Source organism: Oerskovia sp. NPDC060338, assembly GCF_042726295.1.
Classification (GTDB): domain Bacteria; phylum Actinomycetota; class Actinomycetes; order Actinomycetales; family Cellulomonadaceae; genus Oerskovia; species Oerskovia merdavium.
The window spans coordinates 198,493-221,946 of record NZ_JBHXCQ010000006.1 but is presented as its reverse complement, the minus strand read 5'-3'; the positions used below and the strand labels follow the sequence as shown (position 1 = coordinate 221,946).

Genomic DNA, 23,454 nt, shown 5'->3' with positions numbered 1-23,454 from the left:
CACCGGTTCGGGACTCCTCAGGGGATCGTCAGCGCCGCGAGCTGGGCGCTGAGGTCCTTGACGGCGTCGACGTTGCGCACGCCCGCCTCGGTCGCGGGGAACGGCACGGTCAAGAAACGGTCGCCCTGCACGGCCGTGAGGTTGGCAGTGGCGGGGTTGGCCTTCAGCCCGTCGATCTTGGACTGCGCCGTGTTCCACGCCGAGTCGACGAGCACGATCACGTCGGGGTCGGCCGCGATGATCTCCTCGAACGAGAACGGCGTCCAGGTGTCCTGGACCGAGGCCGCGATGTTCTCGACCCCGACGGCGTCCATGATCATCTGCGGCGCACCGATCCCCGCACCCACGTACGGGATGTCGGAGCCCGAGGAGTACCAGAGCGCCGTGAGCCCGCGGTCGTCGGGCTCGAGGGCGTCGAGCTCGGCGCGCTGGGCGGCCACCAGCTCGGTCGCGGTCCCGGCGACGTCGAAGATCTGACCGGCCTCGTCGATCTCGGCGAACACGTCGTCGAACGTCAACGGGTCCGGCTTGTACGCCTCGTCCTTGCACGCGGAGGGTGAGACGTAGGTCTGGACGCCGAGCTGTTGGAAGGTCGTACGGTCCCCTGCTCCCTCGGCCGTCAGGTTGGACTCCCACCCGGCGTACACGAGGTCGGGCTCGAGCGTGAGCACGGCCTCGGCTCCGGGGACCTTGTCGGCCATCGGGGTCACGACCGCCGGTACGGCGGCGGCCGCGTCGGCCCACTGCTCGGGCACGGGGCCGTCGGGGAACGCGGTCCCCACGATCCGGTCGCCCAGGCCGAGCGCGAGCATCATCTCGGTCGTGCTCGACTTGATGGTCACGACCTGGCGCGGGGCGCCGGTGAACGTGACCTCGAACCCGCAGTTGTCGAGCGTCAGGGGGTAGGTCGTCGAGGTGGTCGGCGACCCGGCGGGCGCCGTGGTCGCCCCGCCCGTCGCGAGGCTCCCCGCGTCCGAGCACGCGGCCAGGGTGAGGGTCGCGACCAGGGCGAGCGCCGCCGTCGGGCCGGCGGAGACTGCACGCCGGGAGGTCGAGCGGACGCGGGGGCGAGCGGACGAGGACAGCACGGGACTCCATGTCGGGGAGGTCGCCGGCTCGGCCGGTGCAGGGCACGGCGGCGCGGCGAGATGCGAGAGGGAAGGGCGCCACAATCCGCGACGAGGATCCGCGGCCCAAGCACGGGCCGCTGCGGCGAGCCAAGCACGGCTCGCGATCCACCCCTCAGCCTAGTAGGTCGGACGCTCGTGCTGAACGCCGGGGGCATGGTCGGGCCGGACCAGCACACGGCGCACCGGCCTCGCGTCGCGGACTTACAGTGGGCGCATGAGCCCGACGACGGAGCCCGGCCCTCCCGGCACGTCCGGTCGCGCGCAGCGCGGGCCGGGACGCAGCGCGGGCACGTCCGGGTGGTGGGCCCCGCTGCTGGGCGTCGCCTCGGCCCTCGGCGCCTTCGCGGTGGCCGAGCTCGTCGCGCTGGTCGTGGGCTCGGGGTCGAGCCCCGTGCTCGTCGTGGGGGCCGGCGTGGTGGACAGGGTCCCCCCGTGGCTCAAGGACTTCGCGGTCGAGACGTTCGGCACCGCGGACAAGACCGTGCTGATCCTCGGGATCGTGGTGGTGCTGGCGGTCGCGGCCGTCGCCGCGGGGGTCCTCGAGACGCGGCGACCCCCCTGGGGCACGGTGCTGCTCGTGGTGGTCGGGGTCGTGGGTGTCGCCGCCGCCGTGACGCGACCCGACGCGACCCCCCTGTGGGCGCTGCCGACCGTGGTGGGCGTCGGCGTCGGGATCATGCTCCTGCGGACGGGTGCCGCACGGCTGCGCGCGTGGCGGGCCTCGGCGCTCGCGGTCACGGCCCGGGTCCCGGGGCCGGCCGGGCAGGGTGGTGGTGCGGGCTCGCCCGAGCGTCCCGAGACCCCGCTCTCCGCGGCCCGGCAGCGCGAGGCGCTCGACCGCCGGTCCTTCCTCGTCTTCGCGGGCCTGACGACCGTGACCGCGCTCGTGGTCGGCGGCGCGGCGCGCGTGCTGTCCGCGGGGTCACGGGCCCTGACCGCCGCGCGGGACGCGATCCGCCTCCCGGCCCCGACCGGTCCCGCGGTCGTGGTCCCGGCGGGGGCGAGTCTCGACGTGCCCGGCATCACGCCCTACGTGACGCCCAACGACGACTTCTACCGCATCGACACGGCCCTGCGCGTCCCCGAGGTGGACCCGGACGACTGGCGGCTGCGCGTCGTCGGGCTCGTCGAGGAGGAGGTCGAGATCTCGTTCGCCGAGCTGCTCGCGCTGCCCCTCGTCGAGAACGCCACGACCCTGACGTGCGTGTCCAACGAGGTCGGCGGGGACCTGGTGGGCAACGCGGTGTGGCTCGGGTACCCGTTGCGCGACCTGCTCGCCCGCGCCCGCCCGCACGCGGACGCCGACATGGTGCTCTCGCGCAGCGCCGACGGCTGGACCGCGAGCACGCCGCTCGACGTCCTCACGGACCCGGGTCGCGAGTCGTTGCTCGCGGTCGGCATGAACGGCGAGCCGCTGCCGCTCGCGCACGGGTTCCCGGTGCGCATGGTCGTGCCGGGGCTGTACGGGTACGTGTCGGCGACCAAGTGGGTCGTCGAGCTCAAGGTCACGCGCTTCGCCGACGACGTCGCCTACTGGTCGACGCGCGGCTGGTCCGAGCGAGGGCCGATCAAGATGTCCTCGCGCATCGACGTGCCCCGCTCGGGCGCGACGGTGTCGCCGGACGCGGCCGGCGACGTGGTCGTGGCGGGCGTCGCGTGGTCCCAGCACACCGGGATCGCGGGCGTCGAGGTGCGGGTCGACGACGGGGAGTGGGAGGCGGCCGAGCTCGCCGGGACGGTCTCGGCCGACACGTGGCGGCAGTGGTCCTGGCGATGGGCCGCACCGGAGAAGGGCAGCCACCGCCTCGCGGTCCGCGCGACGGACGTGGACGGGACCGTCCAGACCTCGACCGAGGCCCCGCCCGCGCCCGACGGGTCGAGCGGCTGGGACACGCTCGAGGTCGGCGTGGCCTGAACCGGGCGTCCAGCATGCGGGCACCTTGCGCAGCGGCGCGGTCCGCCCGCCCCGGCGTGGCAAGGTAAGGAACGTGACGACCTCGCAGACCACGCCCCAGCCCTCCGCCCCGACGACCCCGTCCGCGACGCCGCAGGACCCCGCGCCGCAGCGCGCCGTGGTCACGGGCGCCTCGTCGGGCATCGGCGCGGCGACCGTGCGCCGCCTGCGCGCGCAGGGGTGGGACGTCGTGGCCTTCGCGCGCCGCGCCGACCTGCTCGACGCGCTCGCGGCCGCGACCGGTGCGCACCCCGTCGTCGGGGACGTGACGGACGACGACGACGTCGCGCGCCTCGTGCGCGAGGCCGAGGCGCGCGGTCCGGTCCACGCGGTGCTCAACATCGCGGGCTTCGCGAGCGGCACGGACCCGATCGACGCGAGCGACCTGGACCGCTGGCGGGCCATGTTCGAGACCAACGTGCTGGGCACCGTGCGCGTGACCAAGGCGTTCCTACCCGCGATCCGTCGGGCGGGGTTCGGCACGGTCCTGGTCCTCACGTCGACCGCGGGGCACGACGCGTACAGCGGAGGTTCGGGCTACGTCGCGACCAAGCACGCCGAGGCCGCGGTCGCCGACACGCTGCGCCTCGAGCTCAACGGCGAGCCCATCCGGGTCCTGGAGATCGCACCCGGCATGGTCCGCACCGAGGGCTTCTCGCTGACCCGGTTCGACGGCGACCAGGCCAGGGCCGACGCGGTCTACGACGGCGTCGAGAACCCGCTCACCGCGGACGACGTGGCCGACGTCGTGACGTTCGCCGTGACCCGGCCCCAGCACGTCGCGATCGACACCCTGGTGCTGCGTCCCGTCGCGCAGTCCTCGACCACGCTCCTGGCGCGCGGGCCGCTCGTGACGCGCCGGTGACGGCCGTCGCCCCGCGGTGCCCCTCGTCCGGGCCGGCCGCCGGGCCGGCCGCCGGGCCGGCCGCCGGGCCGGCCCCCGGCGTGGGACACGCTTGTCGGAGGGGGCGCAGGCTGGCATGATGACGCCCGTGACCCCCGCCGCGCACCCCCTGAGCACCCGCGTGCTCGTCGTGCGCCTGCGGTCGGTCCACGCGTCGAGCTGTTGTTGAGGGCTCGCTGACGCTCCAGCAGCGCGCGACCTGGTGTCAGCGAGCAGTGCCACGCCCCTCCCTCTGAGTGAGGGCGTGATGGTCACCGATCAGTTCTCACGTCCTGGTCGGTCTGCCCTCGTGAGCACCCGCCTCGACACCAGGACTCCCCATGAACGCCATCGCACTGATCGCCCACCCGTCCGACACCGACGGGCGCACCGATCCCCTCGGCCGTCTGGTCGCCCACGACCCGTGGTTCGCCGCAGCGTCGTCGGGCATCGCCCCCACGGCGGCCCACGGCCCGACGGCGCAGCCCGCCCAGGGAGCCGCGCTCACCATCGAGTGGCTCGTCGCGCGTGACATCGACACGTACCGGGCACGCCGTCGGGCGTCGTCGCGCGGTCGGTCGGTCGCGGGGCGCTGAGCGGCGCCTCACGCGGGCGCACCTGCGCCGTGAGGTGCCGTGAGGTGCCGCGAGGAACGGTCGACTCGGCACGCCCGGCGGACGGCGCGTTACCATGGGGTCCACAGGCATCGACCCGGCCATCACCGGTGAGCCTCCGGAAGAACGGGACCCGTCCGCGGGACCTCAGTAGAACCGGACGGGTAGGCCCGTCACAGCCGTGTCGAGCGGTCGCCGCTCGGGCTCCTGCGGGTGCCCGACGACGGCAAGCGGGGTGGTACCGCGGCTCGCCTTCTCCCTCGAGAACCAGGGAGGGGTGGTCGTCCTCGCACGAGCACGTCCCGGACCACCGCCTGCCACTCACGATGGAGCCACTGAGCCATGGCCTACCCTCTGCACCGCACCGACGACACCGCCCCTGACGGTCAGGGCCACCAGATCCCCGCCAGCCCCCACCTGCCCTCTCTCGAGCGCGGCGTGCTGTCGTACTGGTCCAAGGACGACACGTTCCGCGCGTCGATCGAGCACCGCGAGGCGGGTCAGGACGGCGACAACGAGTTCGTCTTCTACGACGGCCCTCCCTTCGCGAACGGTCTGCCGCACTACGGGCACCTCCTGACGGGCTACGCCAAGGACGTCGTGCCGCGCTACATGACCATGCGGGGCAAGCGCGTCGAGCGCCGCTTCGGCTGGGACACGCACGGCCTGCCGGCCGAGCTCGAGGCCGAGCGCGTGCTGGGGATCACCGACAAGTCCCAGATCGAGGCCATGGGCATCGCCGCGTTCAACGAGGCCTGCCGCGAGTCCGTGCTCAAGTACACGGACGAGTGGAAGGAGTACGTGACGCGCCAGGCGCGCTGGGTCGACTTCGACAACGACTACAAGACGCTCGACATCACGTTCATGGAGTCGGTGATCTGGGCGTTCAAGCGCCTGTACGACAAGGGCCTCGCGTACGAGGGCTACCGCGTGCTGCCGTACTGCTGGCGCGACGAGACGCCGCTGTCGAACCACGAGCTGCGCATGGACGACGACGTGTACCAGTCGCGTCAGGACCCGGCGCTCACGGTCGGGTTCCGACTCTCCGATGACGTCGCGGACGGCGTCGCCTCGCCCGCAGCGGGGGCGCTCGTGCTCGTGTGGACCACGACGCCGTGGACGCTGCCCTCGAACCTGGCCGTCGCCGTCGGGCCGGACGTCGACTACGTCGTGGTGCGCCCCGGCGCCTCCTCGGCCGTGGTCGGGGACAAGGTCGTGCTCGCCGCCGCGCGCCTGGGCGCGTACGTCAAGGAGCTCGGGGAGGACGCCGAGGTCCTGGCGACCGTCAAGGGCGCCGACCTCGCGGGGCTGCGCTACACCCCGGCCTTCGACTACTTCACCGACCGCTCGGCCGAGGGCTGGCCGAACGCGCACCAGGTGCTCGTGGCCGACTTCGTGACGACCGAGGACGGCACGGGCGTCGTCCACCTGGCCCCCGCCTTCGGTGAGGACGACATGGCCGTGTGCGACGCGGCCGGGATCGTGCCCGTCGTGCCCGTCGACGCCCGTGGGCGCTTCACCAACGCCGTCCCCGACTACGCGGGCGAGCAGGTCTTCGACGCCAACCCCAAGGTCATCAAGGACCTCAAGGAGGGCACGGGCCCGCTCGCGCGCGTCGCGGCCTCCTCGCGCGCCGTCGTGCTGCGCCACGAGACCTACCAGCACTCCTACCCGCACTGCTGGCGCTGCCGGAACCCCCTGATCTACAAGGCGGTCTCGAGCTGGTTCGTGCGCGTGACCGAGTTCCGCGACCGCATGGTCGAGCTCAACCAGGACATCACCTGGACGCCCGAGCACATCCGCGACGGGCAGTTCGGCAAGTGGCTCGCGGGCGCCCGCGACTGGTCCATCTCGCGCAACCGTTACTGGGGCACGCCCATCCCCGTGTGGGTCTCGGACGACGCGAACTACCCGCGCATCGACGTCTACGGCTCGATCGCCGAGCTCGAGGCCGACTTCGGCGTGCCCGTGACGGACCTGCACCGTCCCTTCATCGACGACCTGACGCGCCCCAACCCGGACGACCCGACCGGGAAGTCCGTCATGCGCCGCATCCCCGACGTCCTGGACGTCTGGTTCGACTCGGGCTCCATGCCGTTCGCGCAGGTCCACTACCCGTTCGAGAACGCCGACTGGTTCGAGCACCACTACCCGGGCGACTTCATCGTCGAGTACATCGGCCAGACCCGCGGCTGGTTCTACACGCTGCACGTCCTGGCCACGGCCCTGTTCGACCGCCCGGCGTTCCGCTCGGCGGTCTCGCACGGGATCGTGCTCGGCTCGGACGGGCGCAAGATGAGCAAGTCGCTGCGCAACTACCCGGACGTGTCCGAGGTCCTGGACCGCGACGGCTCCGACGCGATGCGCTGGTTCCTCATGAGCTCGCCCATCCTGCGCGGCGGGAACCTCATCGTGACCGAGGAGGGCATCCGCGACTCGGTGCGTCAGGTGCTGCTGCCGCTGTGGAGCACGTACTACTTCTTCACGCTCTACTCGAACAACGCCGACGGCGGCGCGGGGTACACCGCGCAGCGCGTGGCCCCCGAGCGCGTCGCGGACCTCCCGGCTCTCGACCGCTACCTGCTGGCTCGCACGCACGACCTGGTCGCGACCGTCACGACCCAGCTCGACGCGTACGACATCGCGGGCGCGTGCGAGACCGTGCGCGAGCACCTCGACCTGCTGACCAACTGGTACGTCCGCACGCAGCGTGACCGCTTCTGGGACGAGGACGAGGACGCGTTCGACACGCTCTGGACGGCCCTCGAGGTCCTCACGCGCGTCATGGCACCGCTCGCGCCCATGCTCTCCGAGGAGGTCTGGCGCGGTCTCACGGGCGGGCGCAGCGTGCACCTGACCGACTGGCCGAGCGTCGTCGCCGACGCGCCGGGCGACTCGCTGGCCGGCGTCCTGGTCGCCGACGACGCGCTCGTCGCCTCGATGGACCTGGTCCGTTCGGTGGCCTCGCTCTCGCTCGGTCTGCGCAAGGCGCACTCGCTGCGCGTGCGCCAGCCGCTCAGCACCCTGACCGTCGTGACCGAGGACCCGGCAGCGCTCGAGCCCTACGGCGACCTGCTCGCCCGTGAGCTCAACGTCAAGGCCGTGCGCTTCCTCGACCTCGAGTCCGGTGCGGCCGACGAGTTCGGCGTCTCGCAGAAGCTCACGGTCAACGCCCGCGCTGCGGGCCCGCGCCTGGGGCGCGGGGTCCAGGCGGTCATCAAGGCCGCCAAGGCGGGCTCGTGGCGCGTGGGTGACGACGGGTTCGTCGTCGTCGAGACGCCCGACGGCGACGTGCCGCTGCTCGACTCCGAGTACGAGCTGACGACCGTGGTGCTCGCCGAGCAGGGCCACGACGAGGTCGACCCGGCCGCTCCGTCGATCGCGGCGGCCGTGCTGCCCACGGGCGGGTTCGTGGTCCTGGACCTCGAGCTGAACGACGCGCTCCTGGCCGAGGGCTACGCACGCGACATCGTGCGCGAGGTCCAGGACGCCCGCAAGGCGGCCGGCCTCGAGGTCTCGGACCGGATCGACCTGTCGCTCTCGGTGCCCGGCCCCTGGCAGGGAGCGGTCGAGGACCACCGCGAGCTCATCGCGAGCGAGACCCTTGCCGTGAGCGTCACGGTCGACCTGTCGCCCACCGACGAGCGCAGCGTGCTCGTCACCAAGGCGTCGGCGACCGTCTCGTCTGACCAGACCGACGGAGCACGGGCATGAGCGGCATCCGCGTCGGCCGTGGCGCCGGCGAGCGCCCGGGCGACAAGGACGCGCGGCGTCCCGGAGGCGCTGCGCACCAGCGCACGGCCGAGGAGGCCGCCGCGCTCGAGGACCTGACCACGGTGTACGCGCACATCATGGACCGGGCCCCCGAGCACGACATCGACCCGACGCTCGCGCGCGTCGAGCGGGTCCTCGAGCTCCTCGGCGACCCGCAGAAGGCCTACCGCACGATCCACATCACGGGGACCAACGGGAAGACGTCGACCTCGCGCCTGGTCGAGCGGCTCGTGCGCGAGCACGGCCTCCGCACGGGGCGCTTCACGAGCCCGCACCTGACCTCGGTCACCGAGCGCATCGCGATCGACGGCGAGCCCGTGAGCCCCGCGCGCTTCGTCGAGATCTGGGAGGACGTCGCGCCCTACATCGGCGTCGCCGACCGTGAGTCGCAGGAGGCGGGCGGACCCCGTCTGAGCTTCTTCGAGGTGCTCACGGTCATGGCGTTCGCGGCGTTCGCCGACGCCCCCGTCGACGTCGCGATCGTCGAGGTCGGCATGGGCGGCGGCTGGGACTCGACCAACGTCGTGGACGGCGACGTCGCGATCGTGACCCCCATCTCGATCGACCACACGCGCTGGCTCGGTCACACGATCGAGGAGATCGCGACCGAGAAGTCGGGGATCGTCAAGGAGGGCGCGGTCGTCGTCCTCGCCGAGCAGAGCGACGCCGCCGAGGCCATCGTCATCGAGGCGGCGGCGGCCAAGCACGCGCGGGTCCTGCGCGAGGGGCAGGACATAGCGGTGGCCGGGCGGACCCCGGCCGTCGGGGGACAGGTCGTCGACCTGCGCACCCCTGCGGGTCTCTACACCGAGATCTTCCTGCCGCTGATCGGCGAGCACCAGGCCCACAACGCCCTGCTGGCGCTGGCGGCCACCGAGGCGCTGCTCTCGGGAGGGCGCGCGCTCGACGGCGGCGTGGTCGAGGCTGCCTTCGCGGACGCGAGCTCGCCGGGGCGGCTCGAGGTCCTGCGGTCGAGCCCGACCGTGATCGTCGACGCCGCGCACAACCCGGCCGGTGCCGAGGCCCTCGTCGCCGCGATCGACGAGGCGTTCGAGTTCGAGCACCTGATCGGGGTCGTCGCCATCATGGGCGACAAGGACTCCGAGCAGATCCTCTCGGTGCTCGAGCCCGTGCTCGCCGAGGTCGTCATCACGCGCAACTCGGCCGAGCGCTCGGCCGACGTGACCGACCTCGCGGAGGTCGCGATCGAGGTCTTCGGCGAGGACCGCGTCCACACGGCCGAGCGCCTCGACGAGGCGCTCGCCATCGCGGTCGACCTCGCCGAGCGCGACGACTCGGTGGGCGTCGGCGTGGGCACGGGAGTGCTCGTCACGGGCTCGGTCATCACCGCGGCCGACGTGCGGATCCTGCTCGGGCGCGGCTGACGGCGAGCCGCTCGCACGCCGCGGCCCGGAGGCTGCGCTCGCCCGACCACCACGCAGGGTGCCCCTCGCTCCGAGGGGCGCCCTGCGTCGTCGGGCACGGAAAGTCGCGCCGGGGCGACTCTCTGCGTGCCACCGCACCGGCGGGGGTGTTTGATGGGGGGACGGGCGCCGGGGGCACGATCCACCGGCGCGCGAGCAGTGCACGCGGCCGGACGCGCCGCAGCAGTCCGACGGAGGGATGCGCCATGAAGAAGCTGCTCAACGACCCGCAGGACGCGGTGACCGAGTCGCTCGACGGGTTCGAGCTGGCTCACGCCGACCTCGTGGAGGTGCACCGGGCACCCCTGTACGTGTCCCGCGCCGGTGGTGCCGTGCCGGGCAAGGTGGGGCTCGTCAGCGGAGGCGGTGCAGGGCACGAGCCGCTGCACGCGGGCTTCGTCGGCGCGGGGATGCTCGACGCCGCGGTCCCCGGGGCCGTGTTCACCTCGCCCACGCCGGACCAGATCGTGCCCGCGATCCTCGGGGCCGACTCGGGCGCGGGCGTGCTCGCGATCGTGAAGAACTACACGGGCGACGTGCTCAACTTCGAGACGGCGCTCGAGCTCGTCGAGGCCGAGGGCACGCAGGCCGCGAGCATCCTCGTCAACGACGACGTGGCGGTCGAGGACTCGCTCTACACCGCGGGTCGTCGCGGCGTGGCAGGGACCGTCGCGGTCGAGAAGATCGCGGGAGCCGCCGCCGAGCGCGGGGACGACCTGGGCAAGGTCACCGAGATCGCCGGGCGGGTCGTCGCGAACGTCCGCTCGATGGGCGTCGCGCTCTCGGCCTGCACCGTGCCGCACGTCGGCAAGCCGAGCTTCGACCTCGACGAGTCGGAGATCGAGATCGGGATCGGGATCCACGGCGAGCCGGGCCGGCACCGCATCCCCATGGCGACCGCGGACGAGATCACGGGCATGCTCGTCGACGCCGTCGCGGAGGACCTGCGGCTCGCGGGCGGAGAGCGAGTGTTGCTGTTCGTTAACGGAATGGGCGGTACGCCCCAGTCCGAGCTCTACGTCGTCTATCGTCAGGCACGGAGGCTGCTCGAGGCGCGCGGCGTGGCAGTCACACGCTCTCTCGTGGGCAACTACGTCACTTCGCTGGAGATGCAAGGGGCCTCGGTCACCGTGCTCCGGCTGGACGACGAGCTGACCGCGCTGTGGGACGCGCCCGTGCACACCGCCGCTCTGCGGTGGTGACTCCAGCCGCCCCCCGAGAGCCGGGGAGCGGCGCCCCGGACCCTGCTCCCCGCGAGCCGTGCCCGGGACAGGAACGAAAGGGCGAGGAATGACGCTGGACGTTGCGTGGGCTGTGCGCTGGATGCGAGGCGCGGCGACGATGATCGTGTCGTCGCGGGACGAGCTCACCGAGCTGGACCGTCAGATCGGTGACGGGGACCACGGCGAGAACCTGAACCGCGGGTTCCAGGCGGTCGTCGCCAAGCTCGACGGCCTCGAGGAGCAGCCTGCGCAGATCGGCGACGTGCTCAAGCTCGTCGCGACGACCCTCATGTCCTCGGTCGGGGGAGCGTCGGGCCCGCTGTACGGCACGGCGTTCCTGCGCGCCGCGAAGGTCACGGGCCTCACGGAGCTGGACTCGTCCGCCGTCGTCGCGCTGCTCGAGGGTGCCCTCGAGGGCATCACGGCCCGCGGCAAGGCGGTCCCGGGCGAGAAGACCATGGTCGACGCGTGGCAGCCCGCGGTCGACGCGGCCGTCGAGGCCGCGGACGCCGGCAGCGACCCGGCAGGGGTCCTCGAGGCCGCGCTCGCCGCGGCCGAGGCCGGGGCGCTCGCGACCGTCCCCATGCTCGCGACCAAGGGGCGTGCGAGCTACCTGGGCGAGCGCAGCGTCGGGCACCAGGACCCGGGGGCGACCTCGACCGTGGTGATCCTGCGGGCTGCGGTCGCGGCGGTCGACGCTCCCGGGGAATGATGTCCCGATGACAACCCCACACGTCGGCGACCGCGCGCGGATCGCCCTGGTCCTCGTGTCCCACTCGGCCCGGCTGGCGCAGGGCGCCGCCGAGCTCGCCGCCCAGATGGCCCCGGGGGTGCTGCTCCTGCCCGCGGGCGGGACGGACGACGGCAGCCTCGGCACGAGCTACGACGTCGTGTCCGCGGCGGTCGCCGAGGGGCTCGTCGGGACAGAGGGCGTGGTGGTCCTCGCGGACCTGGGCTCGGCGGTCATGACGATCGAGTCGGTCATCGAGCTCGACGACTCGCTCGAGGGCCGCGTCGTCCTCGCGGACGCGCCGTTCGTCGAGGGGGCCGTCGCCGCTGCGGTCACGGCCCACGGGGGCGGGACCCTCGCGGAGGTGCTCGCGTCGGCCGAGGCCGCGGGCGGCACGTTCGCGCAGAGCGGGTCGCCCGACGGCGGGTTCGTGCCCCCGCCGGGGCCGGCCGACCAGCTGGCCGCCGCCGCGGGACTCGAGGACGACTCGCCCGGTGCGCCGCGCTCCGTCACGCTCCGCAACCCCCTGGGGCTCCACGCGCGTCCGGCGGCGATCCTCGCGCGGCTCGTCGCGGGCTACGACGCCAAGGTCACGATCAACGGGGTGAACGCCGCGAGCGTGCTCGAGATGATGAAGCTGGGCGCCACCGGGGGGCGCGAGCTCGTGATCGCGGCCGAGGGGCCGCAGGCCAGCGAGGCCAGGGACGCAGCCGTGGCCGCGGTCGAGGGCGGCTTCGGAGAGGTCTGAGCCGTCCCGTGACGAGCGTCACGTGAATACTGCATTGCCTGCAAAGTTGCACGACGTGTAAATTTGCCTGCTGTGCAGAACCTTGTCGAGCCCTCCGCCGCCCCCACGGGGCTGCGCGAGCGCAAGAAGCGCGAACGCCGCGAGGCGCTCATCGACGCTGCCCAGACCCTCGTGCTCGAACGCGGGCTGGACGCGGTCACGGTCGACGACATCTGCGCGTCGATCGGCGTCTCGGCACGGACGTTCTTCAACTACTTCGCGTCCAAGGACGACGCCGTGCTCGGGGTCGAGGAGTTCTCGCCCTCGGCAGGCGCGGTCCACGTCTTCGTCGCGGGCGGCCCCACGGGTGACCTCCTCGACGACCTGCAGGTGCTCGTCGCCGACCTGCTCGCGCACCAGGTCATGTCCCTCGAACGGGTGCACCGGGCGATCCGGCTGGTCGAGCGCGAGCACCGCCTCCTCGCCCGCCACATGTGGTGGATCGAGAACCTGCGGACCGGTCTGATCGACGTGTTCGAGCGTCGCCGGGCCCAGCACCCGTTCGTTCCCGAGCCCGAGCTGCTCGCGATGGTCGTGATGGCGCTCCTGCGCACCACGACGCTCGAGTGGGAACGGCTCGGCCGTACGGGCGAGCCGGTCGACCACCTGGGCTCGGTGGTCGCGCAGCTCCGGACGCTCGTGTGCCCGGGGACCTCGCCGGGAGAACCCGGCAGCCCCGGCTGACCCCACCACCACCACCACACTCACGCCCGCCGTCTCGCGTCGACGGGCGCCACCACCGGTCTGACTCGACCTGAACGGATCCCTCATGTCCTCCTCCCGCTCCACCACGTCGGCCGCGCCGACCGGGGCCGGCGCGTCCGCCGAGAACGGCAAGCCGCTCATCGTGCTGACGCAGCGCACGGTCTGGCTGATCTTCGGCGCGCTCATGGCCAGCATGTTCCTGTCCTCGCTCGACCAGTCGATCGTCGGCACCGCGATGCCCACGATCGTGGGCGAGCTGCACGGCGTCGAGCACCAGGGGTGGGTCATCACGGCCTACATCCTGGCGATCGCGATCGTCATGCCCCTCTACGGAAAGTTCGGCGACCTGTGGGGGCGCCGCTGGCCGTTCCTCGTCGCGATCGGGCTGTTCACCGTCGCGTCGGCGGGTGCGGGCTTCGCCCAGACGTTCCCCGAGCTCGTCGCGTGGCGAGCCGTCCAGGGCCTCGGTGGTGGTGGCCTCATGATCCTGTCGCAGGCCATCATCGCGGACATCGTCCCGGCCAAGGACCGCGGCAAGTACATGGGCCCCATGGGTGCCCTGTTCGGCATCGCAGCCGTGATCGGGCCGCTCCTCGGCGGCTGGTTCACCGAGGGACCGGGCTGGCGCTGGGCCTTCTGGATCAACGTCCCGATCGGCATCGCCGCCTTCCTCGTCGCGTGGTTCACCCTGAAGCTCCCGAGCCACCGTTCCGGGCGCAAGATCGACGTGGCCGGCATCTTCTTCCTGGTCGTCGGGACGTCCGGGATCGTGCTGCTCACGAGCTGGGAGTCGCTGACCTCGAGCAGGGGCTACGACTGGTCCGACCCCAAGCTCCTGGGCATGGTCGCCGCGACGCTCGCGTCGATCGCCCTGTTCATCGTGGTCGAGCGCCGTGCGGAGGAGCCGCTGCTCCCGCTGCACCTCTTCAAGAACCGCACGTTCACCATCGCGACGCTCATCGGCCTCGTGCTCGGCATGGGCATGTTCTCCGCGCTCGCGTTCCTGCCGACCTTCCTGCAGATGTCGACCGGCGCGGGCGTGACCGAGTCCGGCTTCCTCATGCTGCCCATGATGGTCGGTGTCATGATCACGGCGATCGGGTCCGGGTTCGCGATCACCAAGACGGGCCGCTACAAGATCTACCCCGTCGCAGGCCTCGCGATCACGACCGCGGGCATCATCTGGCTCACGACCATCACGGGCGACATGTCCATGGTCCTGTTCGGCGCCATGATCTTCGTGATGGGTGCCGGCATGGGTCTGGTCATGCAGACCATCGTCCTGGCCGTCCAGAACTCCGTGGACCCCCACGAGATCGGGACCGCGACGAGCGCGAACAACTTCTTCCGGGAGATCGGTGCAGCCGTGGGCACGGCGCTCTTCAGCACCATCTTCACGACGCGCCTGTCGGCCAACCTGGCCGAGGTCATCCCCGGTGGCGCCGCCACGGGTGGGGGAGAGGCCTCGAGCCTGACCCCCGCTGCGGTCCAGGCCCTCCCGGAGCCCGTCAAGACGGGCGTGATCGACGCCTTCACGGACGCGCTCGCGCCGGCGTTCTGGTACCTCGTGCCGCTCGTCGTCGTCGGCTTCGTGCTCGCGCTGTTCCTCAAGGAGGTCAAGCTCTCGGGCGAGGCCGGCATGGTCGCGCGCGGCGAGGCGGTCGCCGACCCGAAGGGCGCGCTGGTCGAGGGCGAGACGGACGCGCAGGTGCGCGACGCCGTCGGGCCGGACGGTGCCACCATCCCCACGGACGACGACCCGGCGGGCGGCCCCTCCCGCCAGGACGCGCCGGTAAACTGAGTCGCGTGAGCTCCACCAACGAACCGGTCGACGGGTCCGTCGCGTCCTCCGCCCCCACGGCGAAGGACGCGGCGGACGCGCCCCGCATCAAGGCCAAGAAGTCCGCGAAGATCCAGTTCACGTCGACGACGCTGATGCTGGAGGCGTTCCTGATCCTCTTCGCGACCCTCGTCGCGTACGGGCTGCGGAACGTGCCCTACGCGTGGCCGGACAAGATGCAGGTGCCCTCGGGCCCGGCGATCTGGATCGTGGGCGGCACGCTGATCGTGGTCCTGCTCCTGCTCAGCCGCATGGTGGGCGGGCCGGGCGGCTACGTCGCGGGCTCGGCCGTGCAGATCCCGGTCATCGCGTGCGGCTTCGCCGTCCCGCTGATGTTCCTCGTGGGCGGCATCTTCGTGGTGCTGTGGATCGTGTCGCTGCGTCTCGGCGGGCGCATCGACCGTGAGCGCGCCGCGTACGACGCGGAGCACCCGGAGACCGCGCCGAACATGTGAGCAGGGCCGGTAGGGTCGTGCGCATGACTGATGTTGCAGCCCCCGCAGTGGCCGACGCGCTCTCCGAGACCATCGAGCGCACCCTCGTCCTGGTCAAGCCCGACGGCGTCCGCCGTGGACTGTCGGGCGAGATCCTCCGCCGTATCGAGGCCAAGGGCTACACCCTGGCCGCCGTCCAGCTCCTGGACGCCACCCCCGAGCTCCTCGCGGCGCACTACGCCGAGCACGAGGGCAAGCCGTTCTACCAGCCGCTGGTCGACTTCATGCTCTCGGGCCCGACGCTCGCGATCGTCGCCGAGGGCCAAGGCGTGATCCCGGGCTTCCGCTCGCTCGCCGGCACGACCGACCCGACCGCCGCCGCCCCCGGCACCATCCGTGGCGACCTGGGCCGCGACTGGGGCCTGAAGGTGCAGCAGAACCTGGTCCACGGCTCGGACTCCCCGGAGTCGGCCGCCCGCGAGATCTCGCTCTGGTTCCCGGGTCTCTGAGGCCCTCGCACCTGCCGACAGGCGCCCCCTCGAAGGAGGGGGCGCCTGTCTGCGTCGGCGAGGAGGACGGGCAGGGGCCCTGCTCCCAGCGCCGCCACCTCCCCGCTTCACCCGCCACACCGCACTAGGCTCTGACCCGTGCACCTCAAGACCCTGACCCTTCGCGGGTTCAAGTCGTTCGCCTCGGCGACGACCCTGCGCTTCGAGCCCGGGGTCACGTGCGTCGTGGGCCCGAACGGCTCGGGCAAGTCGAACGTCGTCGACGCCCTGTCCTGGGTCATGGGCGAGCAGGGGGCAAAGTCGCTGCGCGGCGGCAAGATGGAGGACGTCATCTTCGCGGGGACCGCCGGCCGCCCGCCGCTGGGCCGTGCCGAGGTGTCCCTGACGATCGACAACACCGACGGCGCGCTGCCGATCGAGTACTCCGAGGTGACCATCTCGCGGACGCTGTTCCGCAACGGCGGCTCGGAGTACGCGATCAACGGGTCGTCGTGCCGGCTCCTGGACATCCAGGAGCTGCTGTCGGACTCGGGCATCGGTCGCGAGATGCACGTGATCGTGGGGCAGGGGCAGCTCGACGCGGTGCTGCGCGCGACCCCCGAGGAGCGTCGCGGGTTCATCGAGGAGGCCGCGGGCGTCCTCAAGCACCGCAAGCGCAAGGAGAAGGCGCTGCGCAAGCTCGACGCGATGCAGGCGAACCTGACGCGGCTCGGGGACCTGACGGCCGAGATCCGGCGCCAGCTCGGCCCGCTGGGGCGCCAGGCGCAGATCGCGCGCAAGGCGCAGGTGGTCCAGCGCGACCTGCGCGACGCGCGGGCACGGCTGCTCGCGGACGACCTGGCGCAGCTCACCGCGACGCTCGAGCAGGAGATCGCGGACGAGTCGGCGCTGCGGGCCCGCCAGGGCGAGGTCGAGCGGTCGCTCGCCACCGCTCGGGACGCGCTGGGTGCCCTGGAGACGCAGGCGGCCGAGGCCGCACCGGCCCTGGCCCGCGCGAGCGAGGTCTGGTACCGCCTGTCCTCGCTCAAGGAGCGGCTGGGCGGGACGCGGACCCTCGCAGCCGAGCGGCTGCGCCTGCTGGGACGCCCGGAGACCGTGCAGCGTGGGCAGGACCCGAACGACCTGGACGCGCAGGCCGCCCGGGCCCGTGCGGCCGAGCTCGAGCTCGAGTCGGAGGTCGCGGTCGCACGCGCCGGGCTCGATGCGGCCGTGGCCGAACGGACGACGGTCGAGGAGCAGGCGCAGGCCGCCGAGCGGGCGCTCGCGACGCTGCTGCGCGGAGCGGCCGACCGCCGCGAGGGCCTCGCGCGCCTGGCCGGCCAGGTCGCCGCACGGCGGTCGCGCGTCGAGGCGACCGAGGCCGAGATCGGTCGCCTGCGCGAGTCTCTCGCCGAGACCGAGCGGCGCGGCAACCAGGCGAACGTCGAGTTCGCGACGCTCGAGACGCAGGTCGTGGGCGTCGAGGAGGGCGAGGAGGGCCTGGACGCCGAGCACGAGGAGGCCGCCGACGCGGTCGAGCGCACGAGCGCCGTGGTGGCGCGGCTGCGCGAGGAGGAGCAGACCGCCGACCGTGAGCGCGCGACCTGGAGCGCACGCGTCGAGGCGCTCGAGATGAGCCTGGTCTGCAAGGACGGCGCGGGCGCGCTGCTCGCGGCCGACCAGGTGGGGGCCATCGGGTCGCTCGCTGCGCTGCTGAGCATCGACGCAGGGTACGAGGACGCGATCGCGGCAGCCCTGGGGCCCGCCGCGGACGCGGTCGCCGTCGAGAGCCTCGAGGCGGCGGTCGACGCGCTGCGCCACCTGCGCCAGGAGGACGCGGGGAGAGCGAGCCTCGTGGTGGGCGGGGGAGCGCCGGTCGAGGACAGGGCGAGCGCCGCGCGTGCGGCCCGGCCCGCCGTCCTGCCCGACGGCGCCGCGTGGGCAGCGGACGTCGTCACACCTGCGCGGTCGGTCGCGTCGGCCGTGGAGCTCCTGCTCGACGGCGTGGTCGTCGTCGAGGACCTGGCGCAGGCCCGTGCGCTCGTCTCGTCGTCGCCGCAGGTCACCGCGGTGACCAGGGGCGGCGACCTGCTCGCCGCGCACGGCGCGTGGGGAGGCTCGGCGACCGCTCCCAGCGTCCTGCACCTGCAGTCCGCGCTCGACGAGGCCCAGACGGCGCGGGACGACGCCGTCGCGCGCGGTGAGCGGACCCGCTTCGCGCTCGTGGGAGCGCTCGAGGAGGCCGAGGAGGCGCAGCAGCGCTACGACGCGACCCTGGACCGGCTCAACGAGTCCGACGCCGCCCTGGCCGCCGTCGCGGAGCAGCTGGGGCACCTGGGGGCGACGGCGCGCGCGGCCGCGGCCGAGTCCGCCCGGGTGCGCGCGTCGCTCGAGAAGGCGCAGGCCATGCTGGTGGCCGAGCAGACCGAGCTCGCGGGTCTCGTCGCACGCCACGACGAGGCCGAGGCGGCCCCCGAGCAGACCGAGGAGTCGGTCGCGGCCGCGACGGCCGCACGGGACGGGGCGAACGGTCTCGCGACCGCGGCACGGGCCGCGGAGACCGAGGCGCGGCTCGCGCTGCGCACGAGCGAGGAGCGTGCACGGGCCCTGACGGGGCGCGCCCAGTCCTTGGCGCGTGCGGCGGCGACCGAGCGTGCGGCCCGTGAGCGGGCGGCAGCCCGGGAGGCGGCGCGCGTGCGCCAGGCAGAGCGCGCCGAGGCGGTCCGCGACGGTGCCCAGGTCGCGCTCGCCGCGCTCGACCGGTCGCTCGAACGGGCCCGTGAGGAGCGCGACGCGGCGGAGGCGGCCCGCGGAGAGCTCGACCAGGCGGTCACGGCGCGGCGGGCCGAGGTCGACGCGCTCGCGGGCCAGCTCCGCGAGCTCACCGACGTGGCGCACCGCGACGAGGTGGCACGGACCCAGCAGCAGCTGCGGATCGAGCAGCTCCACGGGCGCAGCGTCGACGAGCTCGGCCTGGACCCCGAGGTGCTGCTCGACGAGTTCGGCCCCGACCGCCCGGTGCCGGTCCTCGCCGAGGACGGCACGGTCCGCGAGGACGAGGACGGCGAGCCCGTGACCGAACCGTACGTGCGCGCGGCGCAGGAGAAGCGGCTGCGGTCGGCCGAGCGGGCGCTGGGCCAGCTCGGCCGGGTCAACCCGCTCGCGCTCGAGGAGTTCGCGGCGCTCGAGGAGCGGCACACGTTCCTCACGACCCAGCTCGCCGACCTCAAGAAGTCGCGCACCGACCTCCTCGAGATCGTCCGGGAGATCGACGAGCGGGTCGAGCAGGTCTTCACCGAGGCCTACCACGACACGGCCGAGCAGTTCGTCCACGTGTTCGGTCGGATGTTCCCGGGCGGCGAGGGGCGGCTCGTCCTGACGAACCCGGATGACATGCTCACCACGGGCATCGAGGTCGAGGCCCGTCCTGCGGGCAAGAAGGTCAAGCGGCTCTCCCTGCTGTCCGGCGGGGAGCGCTCGCTCACGGCCGTGGCGCTCCTGGTCGCGATCTTCAAGGCTCGTCCCAGCCCGTTCTACGTCATGGACGAGGTCGAGGCCGCGCTCGACGACGTGAACCTGGGGCGCCTGCTCGAGATCTTCCGCGAGCTCCAGGAGGACTCGCAGCTCATCGTCATCACGCACCAGAAGCGCACCATGGAGATCGCCGACGCGCTGTACGGGGTCACCATGCGCGGCGACGGCGTGACGACCGTCATCAGCCAGCGGCTGCGTGACGAGGTCCCCGCGTAGCCACCGGCAGGTGGTGGGATCGCCGCGGCGGGCGCGAGCAGCAGGGCCGCGGGGACGGGGCGGTCCACCGCGGAGCGGCCGACGGTACGGTGCGCGTGTCCTGGGTCACCTCCCGGCCGCGGTCCCGTGAAGATGCTGTGCCGAACATCGGACTCGCCGCCGCAGCGAAGGCCGCGGAGCCGTTCTCCCGTGATAATCGAACGATGTTCTGGATGTTCGTGTTCCTGGGGATCGCGCTCGTGGCGGCTGTCGTCGTCTTCCTGTTCGCGAGCGTCGTCACGCGCATCGACGACCGCAACGACCGGACGGGGCCGCCCGTCGGTCTCAAGGGCTTCTGGCGCGACTTCGTGTCGGGGCTCACCTCGTGGCGTCGTTCGCGCCGGGTCGAGCGCGCCCGAGGGCCGGCGGCCGAGCCCGTGGACACGGGCATGGAAGAGTTCTTCGCCGCGACCGAGGTCGACGACCCCGCGTACATCGACGCGGACGAGATCACGGACGTCCTCCACCGGGCCCGCGAGCGGGCGACCCACACGCTGCACAGCGCGGGCGTGCGTCGCCCTGCGACGGGGGCCGTCCCGTCGGTCCCCTCGGCGACGCCGCCCGGTCGGCCCCCGGTCCTCCCGCAGGACTGAATCGCCCCGCGCCCGCGAGGCAGATGTCCCGGCCGCCCGCACGCCGCGCGCGGATTTGAGAGACTTCGACGGTGAACGATCTCCTCTGGCTCTGGATCTCCCTCGCCGTCCTCGTCGTGCTCGGACTCGGATTCCTCGGTGTCCGTCGCCGGTCCGGGTCGCGCGCCCCGCTCCCGCCCGCCTCGACAGGCACGACCACGCTCGAGCGCGACGCTCCCGAGGAACAACCCACCGAGGTTGCCGTGGGCGCCGGTGTGGCGACGGCCGAGGCCCCGTCCGACCTCGAGGCTCCGCCTGCGGTCGAGGTTCCCGAGGCCGTGGGCGGCCGCCTGGCGCGTCTGCGCGGCCGTCTCGCCCGCTCGGGCTCGCCGCTCGGCAGCAAGCTCCTCGCGGTGCTCTCGCGCGACCACCTGACCGAGGACGACTGGGACGAGCTCGAGGAGACCCTGCTGCTGGCCGACGTCGGCGCCGGGCCCGCGGGCGAGCTCATCGACTCGCTGCGCACCCGCGTGCGTGTCCTGGGTGTGCGCGACCCCGCGAGCGTGCGCGCGCTGCTGCGCGAGGAGCTCGTCGCCCTCGTCGACCCGACCATGGACCGCTCGCTCGCCACGGCCCCGCAGACGGCCGAGGACGGGACCCGGCTGCCCGCCGTCGTGCTCGTGGTGGGTGTCAACGGGACGGGCAAGACGACGACCGTGGGCAAGCTCGCGCGCGTCCTGGTCGCCGAGGACCGCACGGTCGTGCTCGGCGCAGCCGACACGTTCCGCGCGGCCGCCGCTGACCAGCTCGAGACGTGGGGCGCTCGCGTGGGCGTGCGCACCGTGCGTTCGGACCGGGACGGAGCGGACCCGGCCGCGGTCGCGTTCGACGCGGTCCGTCAGGGCCGGGAGGAGGGCGTCGACGTCGTGCTCGTCGACACCGCGGGCCGGTTGCAGAACAAGGCCGGCCTCATGGACGAGCTGGGCAAGATCCGCCGCGTCATCACCAAGGAGGCGCCGTTGTCGGAGGTCCTCCTGGTGCTCGACGCGACCACGGGCCAGAACGGGCTCAACCAGGCGCGCGTCTTCGGGGAGATCGCCGGTGTCACCGGCATCGTGCTGACCAAGCTCGACGGCACGGCCAAGGGCGGGATCGTGGTCGCGGTCCAGCGCGAGCTGGGCGTACCGGTCAAGCTCGTCGGTCTGGGCGAGGGCCCCGACGACCTGGCGCCGTTCGACCCCCAGGAGTTCGTCGACGGCCTCCTGGGCGACTGAACGTGACCGGTCCGGGGGCGAGGAGGCCCCCGGACCGGGCTCGGACGGGCTGGGAAACGCAACGTTTACACACGGGGGCCGCGCGTTACACCTCCGTCACCGCACGCGCGTCGCGGGGAAACGCCGCTGGACGACTCTTGACCTGTCCGGCCGCCCGGCTGGCGAGGTGAGAGGCGACAGCGCATGCCCTTCGAACTTGACACTGGAAACACGGCCTGGCTCCTGACGTCAGCCGCTCTGGTGCTGCTGATGACCCCGGCCCTGGCGTTCTTCTACGGCGGCATGGTCCGCGGCAAGAGCGTCCTGAACATGATGATGATGAGCTTCGGCGCGATCGCCGTGGTCGGCATCATCTGGGTGCTCTGGGGCTACTCGATGACCTTCGGGTCCGACGTGGCCGGCATCTTCGGCAACCCGACCGAGTTCTTCGGTCTGGCGCCCCTGACCGACGACGCGAACAGCCTCCTGGCAGGCAGCGGCGTCCCGGCTCTCGTGGCAGCAGGGTTCCAGGCCACCTTCGCGATCATCACGGTCGCCCTGATCAGCGGCGCGATCGCGGACCGTGCGCGGTTCGGCGCGTGGCTCGTCTTCGCGGGCGTCTGGGTGACGCTCGTCTACTTCCCGCTCGCCCACATGGTGTGGGGCGGCGGCATCCTCGGTGCCGGCGAGAACGGCATCGCGGCGGCGATCTACGGCGTGACCGACGGGATCGCCAACGTGGCCCCGATCGACTTCGCCGGTGGCACGGTCGTCCACATCAACGCAGGTGTCGCGGGCCTGGTGCTCGCCCTGATCATCGGCAAGCGCAAGGGCTTCGGCAAGGAGCCCATGCGTCCCCACAACCTCCCGTTCGTGATGCTGGGCGCAGCCCTCCTGTGGTTCGGCTGGTTCGGGTTCAACGCGGGCTCCGCCGGTGCCGCCAACGAGGTCGCGGGCCTGGCCTGGGTCAACACCACGGTCGCGACCTGCGCCGCGATGGCCGCCTGGCTCCTCACCGAGCGCCTGCGTGACGGTCACGCCACGAGCCTGGGTGCCGCGTCCGGCATCGTCGCGGGCCTCGTCGCGATCACCCCGGCCGCCGCGGCCGTCAACCCGGTCGGCGCGATCGCGCTCGGCGCCGTCGCCGGTGTCCTGTGCGCCCTCGCGGTCGGCCTGAAGTACCGCTTCGGCTACGACGACTCGCTCGACGTCGTCGGCGTCCACCTGGTCGGTGGCCTGGTCGGGACCGTCCTCATCGGGCTGCTGGGCACGGACACGGGTCTGTTCTACGGTGGCGGGATCGACCAGCTCGTGATCCAGGTCGTCATCGCCCTCGCGGCCGTGATCTTCTCCGGGATCCTCACGTTCGTCATCGGCTTCGTCATCAAGGTGACGATGGGCTGGCGGGTCAGCGAGGACGCCGAGGTCGGCGGGATCGACCTCGCGGAGCACGGTGAGACCGCATACGAGACCATCGCACAGGGTCGTGTCATCCAGGAGGTCAGGGCATGAAGCTCGTCACAGGAATCATCCAGCCGCACCGTCTCGACGACGTGAAGTCCGCGCTCGAGGCCGCAGGGGTCCGGGGCATGACGGTCAGCGAGGCCAGCGGCTACGGCCGGCAGAAGGGCCACACCGAGGTCTACCGCGGTGCGGAGTACACCGTGGACCTGGTCCCGAAGGTCCGCATCGAGGTCCTCGTGGACGACGAGGACTCCTCGACGGTCACCGAGGCGATCGTCAAGGCCGCCCAGACCGGGCGGATCGGTGACGGCAAGGTATGGACGGTCACGGTCGACGACGTCGCCCGGGTCCGCACGGGCGAGCACGGCGCCGGCGCCCTCTAGGCGATCC

General features: G+C 72.8%; 18 protein-coding genes. 17 read left to right on the top strand and 1 reads right to left on the bottom strand.

Going from position 1 to position 23,454, the window contains the following annotated elements; translation table 11 throughout:
* Window positions 1–17 precede the first annotated feature (17 nt).
* Entirely contained in the window at window positions 18–1,085 is a 1,068-nt protein-coding gene (locus ACFWGN_RS09740; protein ID WP_377616693.1) for a putative F420-0 ABC transporter substrate-binding protein, read from the bottom strand.
* A gap of 259 nt (window positions 1,086–1,344) precedes the next feature.
* Here ACFWGN_RS09740 and ACFWGN_RS09735 point away from each other — a divergent pair, with 259 nt between their 5' ends.
* The 17 genes from ACFWGN_RS09735 (at window position 1,345) to ACFWGN_RS09655 (ending at window position 23,447) form a co-directional block, all read left to right on the top strand.
* Entirely contained in the window at window positions 1,345–3,045 is a 1,701-nt protein-coding gene (locus tag ACFWGN_RS09735) for a molybdopterin-dependent oxidoreductase (RefSeq protein ID WP_377616668.1), read from the top strand.
* 73 nt (window positions 3,046–3,118) lie between these two features.
* Window positions 3,119–3,949, top strand: coding sequence for an SDR family NAD(P)-dependent oxidoreductase (locus tag ACFWGN_RS09730; protein ID WP_191805729.1), 831 nt, complete (start codon window positions 3,119–3,121; stop codon window positions 3,947–3,949).
* A 359-nt stretch (window positions 3,950–4,308) separates the two neighbouring features.
* A complete protein-coding gene (locus ACFWGN_RS09725) occupies window positions 4,309–4,563 on the top strand; it encodes a hypothetical protein (protein WP_377616667.1) in 255 nt (84 codons plus the stop codon).
* 360 nt (window positions 4,564–4,923) lie between these two features.
* Window positions 4,924–8,295 (top strand): isoleucine--tRNA ligase, encoded by a 3,372-nt coding sequence (ileS, locus tag ACFWGN_RS09720; RefSeq protein ID WP_377616666.1) that lies wholly within the window; start codon window positions 4,924–4,926, stop codon window positions 8,293–8,295.
* Complete coding sequence (locus ACFWGN_RS09715) at window positions 8,292–9,740, top strand: folylpolyglutamate synthase/dihydrofolate synthase family protein (RefSeq protein ID WP_191805726.1); 1,449 nt, start codon at window positions 8,292–8,294, stop codon at window positions 9,738–9,740. The genes ileS and ACFWGN_RS09715 overlap by 4 nt, the downstream gene beginning before the upstream one ends.
* A 245-nt stretch (window positions 9,741–9,985) precedes the next feature.
* Window positions 9,986–10,981: a dihydroxyacetone kinase subunit DhaK gene (gene dhaK / locus ACFWGN_RS09710; RefSeq protein WP_191805725.1), complete on the top strand. Its 996-nt coding sequence runs from the start codon at window positions 9,986–9,988 to the stop codon at window positions 10,979–10,981.
* An 88-nt stretch (window positions 10,982–11,069) separates the two neighbouring features.
* Window positions 11,070–11,714 (top strand): dihydroxyacetone kinase subunit DhaL, encoded by a 645-nt coding sequence (dhaL, locus tag ACFWGN_RS09705; protein ID WP_191805724.1) that lies wholly within the window; start codon window positions 11,070–11,072, stop codon window positions 11,712–11,714.
* A 7-nt stretch (window positions 11,715–11,721) separates the two neighbouring features.
* Complete coding sequence (dhaM, locus tag ACFWGN_RS09700) at window positions 11,722–12,480, top strand: dihydroxyacetone kinase phosphoryl donor subunit DhaM (protein ID WP_191805723.1); 759 nt, start codon at window positions 11,722–11,724, stop codon at window positions 12,478–12,480.
* Window positions 12,481–12,552: 72 nt separating this feature from the next.
* Window positions 12,553–13,203, top strand: a complete 651-nt coding sequence (locus tag ACFWGN_RS09695; RefSeq protein WP_377616665.1) for a TetR/AcrR family transcriptional regulator — start codon at window positions 12,553–12,555, stop codon at window positions 13,201–13,203.
* A gap of 85 nt (window positions 13,204–13,288) precedes the next feature.
* Window positions 13,289–15,025, top strand: coding sequence for an MDR family MFS transporter (locus ACFWGN_RS09690; protein WP_191805721.1), 1,737 nt, complete (start codon window positions 13,289–13,291; stop codon window positions 15,023–15,025).
* A gap of 5 nt (window positions 15,026–15,030) precedes the next feature.
* On the top strand, window positions 15,031–15,519 hold the full coding sequence (locus ACFWGN_RS09685; protein ID WP_377616664.1) for a DUF4233 domain-containing protein: 489 nt from the start codon (window positions 15,031–15,033) through the stop codon (window positions 15,517–15,519).
* Between the two features lie 23 nt (window positions 15,520–15,542).
* Window positions 15,543–16,007 carry a nucleoside-diphosphate kinase gene (ndk, locus tag ACFWGN_RS09680; RefSeq protein WP_191805720.1) on the top strand — a complete coding sequence of 155 codons (465 nt, stop codon included), beginning with the start codon at window positions 15,543–15,545 and terminating at the stop codon, window positions 16,005–16,007.
* Between the two features lie 138 nt (window positions 16,008–16,145).
* On the top strand, window positions 16,146–19,736 hold the full coding sequence (smc, locus tag ACFWGN_RS09675; RefSeq protein ID WP_377616663.1) for a chromosome segregation protein SMC: 3,591 nt from the start codon (window positions 16,146–16,148) through the stop codon (window positions 19,734–19,736).
* 137 nt (window positions 19,737–19,873) lie between these two features.
* The gene (locus tag ACFWGN_RS09670) at window positions 19,874–20,368 is read left to right on the top strand and encodes a hypothetical protein (RefSeq protein WP_377616662.1); all 495 of its coding nucleotides are present in this window, start codon (window positions 19,874–19,876) and stop codon (window positions 20,366–20,368) included.
* Between the two features lie 71 nt (window positions 20,369–20,439).
* Window positions 20,440–21,621 carry a signal recognition particle-docking protein FtsY gene (gene ftsY / locus ACFWGN_RS09665; protein WP_377616661.1) on the top strand — a complete coding sequence of 394 codons (1,182 nt, stop codon included), beginning with the start codon at window positions 20,440–20,442 and terminating at the stop codon, window positions 21,619–21,621.
* Window positions 21,622–21,804: 183 nt separating this feature from the next.
* Window positions 21,805–23,112, top strand: coding sequence for an ammonium transporter (locus tag ACFWGN_RS09660; RefSeq protein ID WP_377616660.1), 1,308 nt, complete (start codon window positions 21,805–21,807; stop codon window positions 23,110–23,112).
* The gene (locus ACFWGN_RS09655; protein WP_056648660.1) at window positions 23,109–23,447 is read left to right on the top strand and encodes a P-II family nitrogen regulator; all 339 of its coding nucleotides are present in this window, start codon (window positions 23,109–23,111) and stop codon (window positions 23,445–23,447) included. Before ACFWGN_RS09660 ends, ACFWGN_RS09655 begins: the two co-directional genes overlap by 4 nt.
* The last annotated feature ends 7 nt before the right edge of the window (window positions 23,448–23,454 follow it).

Bases quoted from the DNA above. Each gene is read 5' to 3' on its own strand.
- ACFWGN_RS09735 (WP_377616668.1), top strand. From the start codon at position 1,345: ATGAGCCCGACGACGGAGCCCGGCCCTCCCGGCACGTCCGGTCGCGCG.
- ACFWGN_RS09725 (WP_377616667.1), top strand. From the start codon at position 4,309: ATGAACGCCATCGCACTGATCGCCCACCCGTCCGACACCGACGGGCGC.
- ileS (WP_377616666.1), top strand. From the start codon at position 4,924: ATGGCCTACCCTCTGCACCGCACCGACGACACCGCCCCTGACGGTCAG.
- ACFWGN_RS09715 (WP_191805726.1), top strand. From the start codon at position 8,292: ATGAGCGGCATCCGCGTCGGCCGTGGCGCCGGCGAGCGCCCGGGCGAC.
- dhaK (WP_191805725.1), top strand. From the start codon at position 9,986: ATGAAGAAGCTGCTCAACGACCCGCAGGACGCGGTGACCGAGTCGCTC.
- dhaL (WP_191805724.1), top strand. From the start codon at position 11,070: ATGACGCTGGACGTTGCGTGGGCTGTGCGCTGGATGCGAGGCGCGGCG.
- dhaM (WP_191805723.1), top strand. From the start codon at position 11,722: ATGACAACCCCACACGTCGGCGACCGCGCGCGGATCGCCCTGGTCCTC.
- ACFWGN_RS09690 (WP_191805721.1), top strand. From the start codon at position 13,289: ATGTCCTCCTCCCGCTCCACCACGTCGGCCGCGCCGACCGGGGCCGGC.
- ndk (WP_191805720.1), top strand. From the start codon at position 15,543: ATGACTGATGTTGCAGCCCCCGCAGTGGCCGACGCGCTCTCCGAGACC.
- ACFWGN_RS09660 (WP_377616660.1), top strand. From the start codon at position 21,805: ATGCCCTTCGAACTTGACACTGGAAACACGGCCTGGCTCCTGACGTCA.
- ACFWGN_RS09655 (WP_056648660.1), top strand. From the start codon at position 23,109: ATGAAGCTCGTCACAGGAATCATCCAGCCGCACCGTCTCGACGACGTG.